11 protein-coding genes are annotated in these 9,805 nt (G+C 44.3%); 6 read left to right on the forward strand and 5 right to left on the reverse strand.

The annotated features are described in order from the left end of the window. Positions 1-56: 56 nt before the first annotated feature. Complete coding sequence (locus RMX69_RS26410) at positions 57-431, forward strand: DNA-binding protein (protein ID WP_069072059.1); 375 nt, start codon at positions 57-59, stop codon at positions 429-431. Between the two features lie 241 nt (positions 432-672). On the opposite strand, the gene RMX69_RS26415 is transcribed toward RMX69_RS26410, so the two are convergent. Beyond that, positions 673-1,632: a glycosyltransferase family 9 protein gene (locus RMX69_RS26415; RefSeq protein WP_322639201.1), complete on the reverse strand. Its 960-nt coding sequence runs from the start codon at positions 1,630-1,632 to the stop codon at positions 673-675. Positions 1,633-1,701: 69 nt separating this feature from the next. Here RMX69_RS26415 and ispD point away from each other — a divergent pair, with 69 nt between their 5' ends. From ispD to RMX69_RS26430, 3 genes are all read left to right on the forward strand, one after another. Then, positions 1,702-2,385: a 2-C-methyl-D-erythritol 4-phosphate cytidylyltransferase gene (gene ispD / locus RMX69_RS26420; RefSeq protein WP_322639202.1), complete on the forward strand. Its 684-nt coding sequence runs from the start codon at positions 1,702-1,704 to the stop codon at positions 2,383-2,385. Positions 2,386-2,836: 451 nt separating this feature from the next. After that, a complete protein-coding gene (gene scpB, locus RMX69_RS26425; RefSeq protein ID WP_289795841.1) occupies positions 2,837-3,379 on the forward strand; it encodes an SMC-Scp complex subunit ScpB in 543 nt (180 codons plus the stop codon). 171 nt (positions 3,380-3,550) lie between these two features. Further along, positions 3,551-3,898 carry a DUF760 domain-containing protein gene (locus RMX69_RS26430; protein ID WP_094347414.1) on the forward strand — a complete coding sequence of 116 codons (348 nt, stop codon included), beginning with the start codon at positions 3,551-3,553 and terminating at the stop codon, positions 3,896-3,898. Between the two features lie 101 nt (positions 3,899-3,999). Here RMX69_RS26430 and RMX69_RS26435 read toward each other — a convergent pair whose 3' ends face one another. Continuing rightward, positions 4,000-5,208 carry an HhoA/HhoB/HtrA family serine endopeptidase gene (locus tag RMX69_RS26435; RefSeq protein WP_322639203.1) on the reverse strand — a complete coding sequence of 403 codons (1,209 nt, stop codon included), beginning with the start codon at positions 5,206-5,208 and terminating at the stop codon, positions 4,000-4,002. A gap of 272 nt (positions 5,209-5,480) precedes the next feature. Here RMX69_RS26435 and RMX69_RS26440 point away from each other — a divergent pair, with 272 nt between their 5' ends. Next, complete coding sequence (locus RMX69_RS26440) at positions 5,481-6,380, forward strand: LysM peptidoglycan-binding domain-containing M23 family metallopeptidase (RefSeq protein ID WP_289795843.1); 900 nt, start codon at positions 5,481-5,483, stop codon at positions 6,378-6,380. 96 nt (positions 6,381-6,476) lie between these two features. Here RMX69_RS26440 and RMX69_RS26445 read toward each other — a convergent pair whose 3' ends face one another. The 3 genes from RMX69_RS26445 to RMX69_RS26455 form a co-directional block, all read right to left on the reverse strand. Next, on the reverse strand, positions 6,477-7,514 hold the full coding sequence (locus RMX69_RS26445) for an isochorismatase (protein ID WP_289795844.1): 1,038 nt from the start codon (positions 7,512-7,514) through the stop codon (positions 6,477-6,479). Positions 7,515-7,632: 118 nt separating this feature from the next. Beyond that, positions 7,633-7,875: a type II toxin-antitoxin system mRNA interferase toxin, RelE/StbE family gene (locus RMX69_RS26450; RefSeq protein WP_322639204.1), complete on the reverse strand. Its 243-nt coding sequence runs from the start codon at positions 7,873-7,875 to the stop codon at positions 7,633-7,635. Further along, positions 7,875-8,093, reverse strand: a complete 219-nt coding sequence (locus RMX69_RS26455) for a hypothetical protein (protein WP_190955524.1) — start codon at positions 8,091-8,093, stop codon at positions 7,875-7,877. The genes RMX69_RS26450 and RMX69_RS26455 overlap by 1 nt, the downstream gene beginning before the upstream one ends. 311 nt (positions 8,094-8,404) lie before the next feature. Here RMX69_RS26455 and ispG point away from each other — a divergent pair, with 311 nt between their 5' ends. Next, the gene (ispG, locus tag RMX69_RS26460; protein WP_289795846.1) at positions 8,405-9,631 is read left to right on the forward strand and encodes a (E)-4-hydroxy-3-methylbut-2-enyl-diphosphate synthase; all 1,227 of its coding nucleotides are present in this window, start codon (positions 8,405-8,407) and stop codon (positions 9,629-9,631) included. The last annotated feature ends 174 nt before the right edge of the window (positions 9,632-9,805 follow it).

Below are 9,805 nucleotides of genomic sequence, written 5' to 3' on the forward strand. Positions count from 1 at the left end.
GTGGTCATACTTCCTGTTTACAGTTTATGCAGTGAAGTTCAAACCAATAAATTCTTATGAAATCCACTGTTGCTATGACCTTTACATCTGCACTGTTAGCGGTAGTTATTCCCACCGCTCAAGCACAGATCCCAATCCGTGATTTGCAGCGCGATCCAGGAGTCAGCGTTTCTGGTGAAATTCGCAGTGTTGTTGGCAATGAATTTATCTTAGAGGATGGCACTGGACAGATTATTGTCGATGCCGGGCCACGTTGGCATCATCAGCTAAATTTGCGCCAGGGTGAAAAAGTGACTGTCGTAGGAGAATACGACGACTATGATTTTGATGCCTTTAGCATCACTCGCAGTAACGGAGAAGTGATTCGCATTCGCAATGCGGGAGGCCCACCTCCTTGGGCAGGTGGACGGGGAAGGCGCGATCGCAAGTAAGCACAAAGCGTTGCTAGAGAAAAATCTGTTTTTTGTAGAGACGCGATAAATCGCGTCTTCAAATACCAATTATCTACACCAATAACCCTTAACCCAACGTATTGGTTTTTAGCCTGGTTTTTAATACTGAAATAACCGCAAAATCTAGCTGTCACAACCAGGTTTTGCGGTCATTCAAAAAACGCATAACTACATTTGGATATCCAATAGACTTATTGCAGAAATCGGGACAAACTGCCCTTTAGCCACCCCAAATCTTTTCCAAAACGGCGTTTGGTGAAACATCCGCCGTTTTTCCCGTGGGGGATGCAATGGCCAGGAATTTATCGTTTTTCGGCAACAATTTAGCTGGATCGGTGGGCCCAAATAAGGCGATGGTATAGGTTTGGACTGCAACACTCAGTTGTAGTGCCGCATTATCAGTAGACAACATCAAATTTGCCCCGGCGATTATAGCAGTTAACTTGCCAATATCATCTGGGGCAGTTACTTTGATATCTGGGGAAGACCCCAGAAGCGATCGCACAAACTGCTCATCATCAACTCCCTTAATTACCACCACAGGCAGATCCGGCTGCTTGTCTTGGAAGCCTTGAATAATTTGATGCCAACTTTCGACAGGGTAGATTTTATCCGGTTCTTTAGCCTGGGATAACTGGCCAGAACCGCCATGAATCAAGATATAGCCTGTTTCATGAACCCCTAAACGTTTTTGTTCCTTTTGTGCCCATTCAATATCTGGTTTTGGCACATTTACTGCTAACTCTGGGACAGGGCTATTTATTTCCAACGGTTGCAGCAAGTCATGATACACTGCTGCCGTATACTGGGATACTTTGAACGGCACAGCATGGGTAAGAAAACCCGATCCTTTGCCTTGGTAGCCAATACGTATAGGAATTCCCGTCAACCAGAGTAAAAGACCAAGCAACCAATTTTGCTTAACAGTAATGACAACATCGTATTCGCGATCGCGAATTGTCCCTACTAAATTACCCCAATCTGCCAGACTGTTACGGTCATTAAAATCAAAGTTCAGTACCTCGTGAACCGACTTGCTCACTCGGTAGGCAGCCTTTGACCGGGGTTCAACAACGACATCTATCTGAGCGTTAGGGTAATGGCGCTTCAGGTCATCTAGAGTCGGAAAGAAGAGAATTTGGTCGCCAATTCCGCCAGGTACAAGGGCTACTACTCGCATAATATTTATTGACGCTTACTCGCTCCCTATTTTAGGGGAAAATATATAGCTTAAAGATTGAGGAATTCTGTGTATTTACTAATTCCAGCTGCGGGAATCGGAAAAAGAATGGGGAGTAACCGCAATAAACTCCTACTAAGAGTGCGATCGCAACCAATTATTGCTTGGACTTTATTAGCCGCAGAAGCCGCCAGTACAATCAGTTGGATCGGGATTATTTCTCAGTCTAGCGATTGGCCAGAGTTCAATGCAATCATCGCCGATCTGAAGCTGACTAAAGCAGTGGAATTGATTCAAGGTGGCTCCACCCGCCAAGAATCTGTTTACAATGGCTTGCAATCTCTGCCAATAGCCGCAAAACAAGTGTTGATTCACGATGGTGCTAGATGCCTGGTCACACCAGATTTATTTAACTCTTGTGCCGAGGCCATTCGCCACTGTCCCGGTTTAATTGCTGGTGTACCCGTCAAAGACACCATCAAAGTTGTCAACGAACAAGGCATAATTCAAGATACACCCGACAGACGACAACTATGGGCAGCACAAACTCCCCAAGGATTTGATGTCAAGTTGTTGAAACAGTGCCATGCTGAAGGAGTCCGTCAAGGTTGGGAAGTAACTGACGACGCCGCCTTATTTGAAAAGTGCGGCATCGAAGTCCGAATTGTCGAGGGAGAAGAGACAAATTTAAAAGTGACCACTCCACAAGATTTAGCGATCGCAGAATTTATTCTCACAAGTCGAGGCTTATGAAGAGGCAGAGGGGCAGGGGAGCAGCACTTCTCTGCGAGACGCTGCGCGAACGGCTCCTTTCGACTTCGCTACCTCGGCTTCGCTCGGCAAAGTCAAGGCAAGTCGCTCAGTGACCAAGGAGCAGGGGGGCAGGGGAGATGAGAGGGATCAGGAGACAAGGAAAATAATTCCTTACTCAGCACGGGCTAAACCTTAGTTATCCGCTAACAGCACTCAGCACTGTTTTGCCCAATGCCAAATTTGAAAGTTTTAAAAAAATATTTTGACAATTTAGGATATAATGCCACACACTTATTGATTGTTAGTTGTCATGTACTAATGACCAATACTTCTCTACGAGAGGCTACGCCAACGACTACGCTCAGTACAAATGACTAATAACCAATACTTCTCTACGAGAGGCTGTGCCAACGGCTTCGCTCAGTACAAGTGACTAACGACTAATGACTAAATGATTACAGCCACAGCGACGAAGATAGAAGCAATTCTCTATTTAAAGGGTAAACCCTTGTCGCTCGGCGAAATCGCCGAGTATGCCGCGTGCGATCGCGGCACTGTCAAAGAAGGCATAATTGAACTCATGGACAATTATGCCCACCGAGATAGCGCCCTAGAGGTAATAGAAACCCCAGATGGTTATAGTTTGCAACTCCGGTCTGACTTTCACGATTTAGTGCAAACGATGATACCAGTGGAATTGGGTGTAGGTGCATTACGAACTTTAGCCGCGATCGCTCTTAATAGTCCCATACTTCAGAGTGACCTGATTAACCTGCGCGGTTCGGGAGTATATCAACACGTTCCAGAACTCGTCGAACTTGGTTTCATCCGCAAGCGCCGAGACAGCGATTCTCGCTCCTACTCACTCCAAGTAACCTCAAAATTCCATCAGTATTTCCAAATTGAACAACTCCCGCAAATACTTTCCACTAGCCAGAAGGAAGAACAACTAGAACTAGAACTAGAACTAAAGGCAGTGGCGAGTGGAGAGTAAAGAAGAGAATAGAGTACAGGTTACAGCGTGCAGATTATTCCCTATAACCTGTCATCTGTCATCTCTCCCCTAATCACACTCCCTTCCTCTAGACTTATACCCGTGGTGAATGCGCTAGCCTTGTACTATGGTTTAGAGTAGAGTTAGCAATTAAGCTAAATAAAACTGCCAATGGTGTTTAATCCTGACTTTTTGAACGACAACTCCGAGGAACACCCTAATCAACTTCTTTCCGACCACTCTGAGGAATACCCTAATCAGTTACTCAAATATCTACAGCATCAGTCTCCTGATGTTTTAGCTAGGGTTGCTCAGTCCGCCAGTCCCGAAATTAAACAAATCATCTCGCAAAATGTCCAAGGGCTAGTGGGAATGCTCCCTGCGGAAAATTTCAACGTGCAAATCACAACAGATAGGGAAAACTTGGCCGGGCTTCTAGCATCAGCCATGATGACAGGGTATTTTCTGCGCCAGATGGAACAAAGAATGCAGTTAGAGCATTTGTCTAATGGCCAATAATTAATAGTCAGTAGTCAAACATTCTGGAACTATTGACCAAATAATTGATTACTAATTCGTAATTCGGAAGGACGCTCTCTAGGAATTACGAATTATTTTGACTACTTCTTTTCAGGATAAGCTCCTGATTGTACTTTGAAGGTTTGAACTTTACCGCCGCGGTTGACTTCGATCGCTATTATGTCTCCAACTTTGCTAGACTCTACCAGCCTCTGAACTTGGGCTGAAGTTTTGACTGGTTTCCCATTAACTTTTTGAATCACGTCTCCAGGAAGCAGTCCTCCACGCTTGGCTGGGGAATCATCCGTGACTCCTTTAATCACAATTCCAGCATCCTGCTGAATATTTAGTTGATTTTCTTGATTAATCTGCTGTTTTCTGCTGGGAGAAAGGTCTGCCATTTCAACACCCAAGAAGGGATGTTCTACACGCCCTTTAGTAAAAAGTTCATTAGCGATGCGGGCGGCGGTTTCAATGGGGATGGCGAAACCAAGTCCTTGAGCATCAGCGCGGATGGCAGTGTTAATACCAATGACTTCGCCTTGGGCGTTTAATAAGGGCCCACCAGAATTACCAGGATTAATTGCGGCATCAGTTTGGATAAAGCTGACTCGTTTATCTGGGACACCAACTTGAGTGCTAGTGCGATCGGTAGCACTAATGATACCGATAGTGACAGTATTATCTAAACCCAGAGGATTGCCAATAGCGATCGCCCATTGTCCTGGGATCAGGTTTTGCGAATTGCCCAGTTTTACTGTCGGCAAATCATTCGCTTTTATTTTTACCACCGCCACATCTGTCACAGGATCAACTCCTACCACCTTCCCCTCTAGACTCCGACCATCCTTGAGAGTAACTTGTACTGTATCTGTATCTGCCACTACATGAGCGTTGGTGAGTAATTCCCCATCTTCGCTCAAAATAAATCCCGATCCTGTACCGCGCTCAATGCGTTCTTGAGGAATTGGTTGGTCATCCTCTCCAAAAAATCGCCGCAAGATGGGATTTTTCAAAGCGTCAGAGATAGGATTGGCTACTTTGCGAGTCGCATTAATTCGCACTACAGCCGGGCCAACTTTTTGCACTGCCGTCGCAATAAAATTCACGTTGTCGCCACCAGTAGCCCCAATAGATCCGTTAGGAGAATTCGGAACTATAGATTCTGGAGGCGAAGCCATTGTTACATTTTTTAGCTGTTGGAATGAGCGATTTTGTGGCAGGAGATAGCGACTGCCAAACAAACCTGCACCACCGCCAATTACCAGTAAAAACACATAAACCGCCAGTTGCTTTAAGGATAACTTCATAATTGTTTTGCTCAATAACAGCAATGCAGTTGCTAATTTCTAAGTGTAGTCAAGCGAACGGCAAGTGGACAGATCAATTTACGAGAAATTAGGGATTGGCATTTGTCATTGGGCATGGGGCATTGGGCATTGGGGATTGGGCATGGCGAAAGGGGAAAGATTAAATTCATTCCTTTTCCCTTTAACCTTTAACCTTTTCCCCTGCTCCCCAGTCCCCAATCCCCATTCTTCCCATCTAAAATCTAAAGTTAATGCGCTCTTGACCTGTGTACATGACTTTACCCTTTCGTCAACTGTTTCTCTGTAGCTTAGTTAGCGCCTTGGGCCTAGTAAGCATACTGCCATACTCAAACTCAAACAGTGCTAACGCTGCTGTGGGTGGTTGCTCAACTCCAGCCTTATCTCGCTTCCAACGTCATAAAGTTGTTCGTGGCGAAACTTTGGAGAGTATAGCGCAGCGCTACAATCTCATTCCGACAACTATTATTGGCATGAATCCAGCTTTGCAGAACGGTGCAACTGCCGCTGTTGGTAGTGTGCTTCAGATTCCTCCCTACAATGGGATTGTAGTCGAAGTGCCTCGCGGTCAAACTTGGCGACAAGTGGCGGCACAATACAAAGTTCGTGCTGATAGCCTGTTTGAGGTGAATGGCTGCCAACAAAACCCCAGAATCGTGTTTGTTCCAGGGGTAAATTGGTCGCCTAATGGCGTTGTAACTAAGTCCCCTTTACCTACTGATGCAGGTACACCAAACCGTGCATCTTTGTCTGGATATCCCTTAGCACAAGTGGCAACTGTAGGATTAGCTTACGGTTGGCAAATAAATCCTGCGACAAGTGAAGTTTTCTTCCATAGTGGTGTTGACTTATTAGCACCAGTTGGTAGTAATGTGGTAGCGATCGCACCTGGAACTGTAGCCTTTGCCAGCGATCAAGGTTCCTATGGCAAATTGGTCATTATTAACCACAGTGGCGGACTCCAAAGCCGCTACGCCCAGCTTGACAGTATCAAAGTTACTGTCGGTCAGCAAGTGAAAAAAGAAGACTTACTGGGAACAGTAGGCACTAGTGGAAAACCAAGTTCCACTCAACCGCATCTCCATTTTGAAGTGCGTTCTAGCTCATCTCTGGGTTGGGTAGCGCAAGATCCCAAGGGTTATTTGAAGAAATGAGGTTTGTTTTTAAACGCAGAGGGACGCAAAGGAAAGCGCAGAGGAACGCAAAGGAAATCTCTGTGTTCCTCTGCGAAACCTTTACGATCCTTTGCGTTAAATAAAGGATGCTATATTTTCGCTAGATTTTACAATGTGCATTCCTGCCTCTGCAAACCTTGTAAATGCCGCATCTGCCTGTTCTGTGTAGTCCACAACACCGGGGACAACAACGGGGGAAGTGGAATCTTCTAACAGATAGATTTTTTGAGCAAGAGTGGCATCTACCTGTTTAATTTCTGTTAATAAATCGTCAATTGTCCAAGCGACGCAGTGACTTTTAGCTTGACCACCAATAATTACTGCATCATATTCTAAAAGTTGTTTAATTAGGCGCGTGTTTTTTTGAGCAAGTGGACGTTGCTCAAAATCTTCCAACACTTCTGGACGTAAGATGGAATAGTTTTCTGTTAAAGGATTTTCACCTTTAATTTCAAATTGCGTTTGACTCTGACGCGCAATGCCGTGGAAAAATATCGCTTCTTCTACCGATGACACTAGAGCATGACCGATACCACCCAACATAGAATGATAAGGCCAAACAGTGAGGGGATATTTCCCATCTTGACTAAGTTTTTCAAGGTAATGGTAAGCGTGTTTTTCTAATAATTCATAATCCCCATTAGTAACACTATTAGCAACTGCTGGGTTAACTTTCCAAATACCTTGTTCAACATCTGCTGGTGTGATGCTAGTCGCTGCTGGAGTGGGATGTTCTCCGGCGGCGTTCACCCAAAAGATCGGATGGAAGATTTGCGTTGCTGTGTGAGTATCTAGAGTTGGTACAATTTTCGTGATTATTCCCAAGTTTCGATAGATAAACTCACATAATCTGACGTTATCATCCACCGCCGCATTCCCGGATTTTCCACCTACAAATAATTCAAATCCAGGGATGCAGAAGGTGTTTTGAACATCAATTAAAAGTAAGCAAATACGGGTTTTATCTAAAGATGTAGGTTTTATATCGTGTTGTTTTGTCCAGATTTCAGCTTCGGCGGCACGTTCTTGGTAAGGTACGCGCCAGACTTCGCCGACTTTCTCTGAGTTAAAGTGCGGGGGAATTGGTAGTTGGGGTGTTATTTGGGTGTGCATAATTACAGCCGCTTTTATTCTGTAATAACATCTATGATTTCAATCCCCAAATATTTCTCAAGTCTAGTGTCACCTTAGTAAACATCATCATGAGAACCCAAGGTCAACAAAGAAATTACTAATTCCCCTGAATCGGGATGAGGGACAAACTCAAATCAAATAGAATCCGATTGCTGTAGTCTATGGAACAAGCCCATATACCCAATAAATCCCCTTTAAGTTTATGAGTACGCAAGCTAGGGTAAAACGGCTCTTCAGCAAGTTGTTGTAATCTTTGCTCAACTACAGAGCGTAATTCTGGATTTCGACGGGCTAAACGCTTAAAATCTCGAATAAATCTTGCACTCCATAGCAGCTGCATCAATCATCTAACTCCGCCATTAAATCAGCAACAGTTCCACTACGTACTTCCCCTTTAGCATAAGCTTCACGAGCTTCTGCAACCGCCTTTAATAAGTCATCCCGTCGCTGTTGCTTAAGGCGCTTTTGGATAATATCTACAAGAATAGCCTGAGCTTCTGGATCTAATGCTTCTACTGCTTCTATGGCTTTCTGGAATGTAGATGTTTTTTCTAGCATGGGAGTTAAAGCATTTGGTGATAAGTCTAATTTAGCTGGTGGGATGTGTAATCTGTTTATTCAATAGTATATTTGTATTAGGGAAACATAAATTTAGCGATCGCACTCAAGCTACTCACTGAAAAACATTTTTAAGCAATATATCTTTACAAAAGAGCAAAACTTCTCAATTGCTCTTTATTTCTTTGCCTTTCTGATTCTCCATTTTTTTCTATATTAATCGTCCAAAAAAGCGCTAGCTGTGGCAATCTGGGAAACAGAGATTTATTAAATCTGATATTTGATCAACAGCAAATTTACCTAATCAGGTTATGCAAACTCTGCCCACAGTAAACACTTCAAGCATCACATCACCTCAAGATACCTTTGATACAACTATCAAGCGGCGTAAAACCCGCCCTGTAAAGGTGGGAAATGTCACCATTGGCGGCGGCTACCCCGTTGTAGTGCAGTCAATGATTAACGAAGACACTCTTGATATTGATGGTTCCGTGGCTGGTATTCGTCGTCTGCACGAAATAGGCTGCGAAATTGTCCGCGTCACAGTGCCAAGTATGGCTCATGCTAAAGCTTTAGCAGAAATTAAACAAAAATTAATTAAAACTTACCAAGATGTGCCCATTGTGGCTGATGTCCATCACAACGGACTAAAAATCGCCGTGGAAGTCTCCAAGCACATAGAAAAAGTGCGGATTAATCCGGGTTTGTATGTGTTTGAAAAGCCAAACATCAATCGAACTGAATATACTAAAAGTGAATTTGACGAAATTGGCGATAAAATCCGGGAAACCTTAGAACCTCTAGTAGTTTCTTTGCGCGACCAAGGAAAATCGATGCGAATTGGGGTAAATCATGGTTCTCTCGCAGAGAGAATGCTATTTACTTATGGTGACACCCCCGAAGGAATGGTGGAATCTGCTATAGAATTCATCCGCATTTGTGAATCTTTGGATTTCCGCAACTTGGTAGTTTCCATGAAAGCCTCACGAGTCCCGGTGATGGTAGCCGCCTATCGCCTCATCGCCAAGCGCATGGATGAACTGGGTATGGATTACCCGCTACATTTAGGCGTTACGGAAGCTGGTGATGGCGAATACGGGCGAATTAAATCTACGGCTGGTATTGCCACGTTACTTGCCGATGGCATTGGCGATACAATCCGCGTTTCACTGACAGAAGCACCAGAAAAAGAAATCCCCGTCTGCTACAGCATTCTCCAAGCTTTGGGATTGCGAAAAACGATGGTGGAATACGTCGCTTGTCCTTCTTGTGGACGCACTTTGTTTAATCTAGAGGAAGTACTGCACAAAGTCCGGGAAGCTACTAAACACTTAACTGGACTAGACATTGCAGTTATGGGTTGTATTGTCAATGGCCCCGGAGAAATGGCCGATGCCGACTATGGTTATGTCGGCAAAACACCCGGTTACATTTCTTTGTATCGTGGTCGAGAAGAAATTAAAAAAGTCCCAGAAGATAAAGGTGTAGAGGAATTAATTAACCTCATTAAGGCAGATGAACGCTGGGTAGAACCTTAAAGGGAGCAGAGGAGCAGGGGAGGCAAGGGGAGATGAGGGGGACAACGAGGACAAGGGGGAATTCTTTAACAAGTTTCTTCCTTGTCTCCCCCCTCTCCCTTGTCTTCCTTGTCTCTTTCTAGGGACTTCCAGAAAATAAATTATCCAATTTACTCAGATAATATTTTTCTTTCT

The organism is Nostoc sp. EspVER01, assembly GCF_034530635.1.
Taxonomy (GTDB): Bacteria; Cyanobacteriota; Cyanobacteriia; order Cyanobacteriales; family Nostocaceae; genus Nostoc.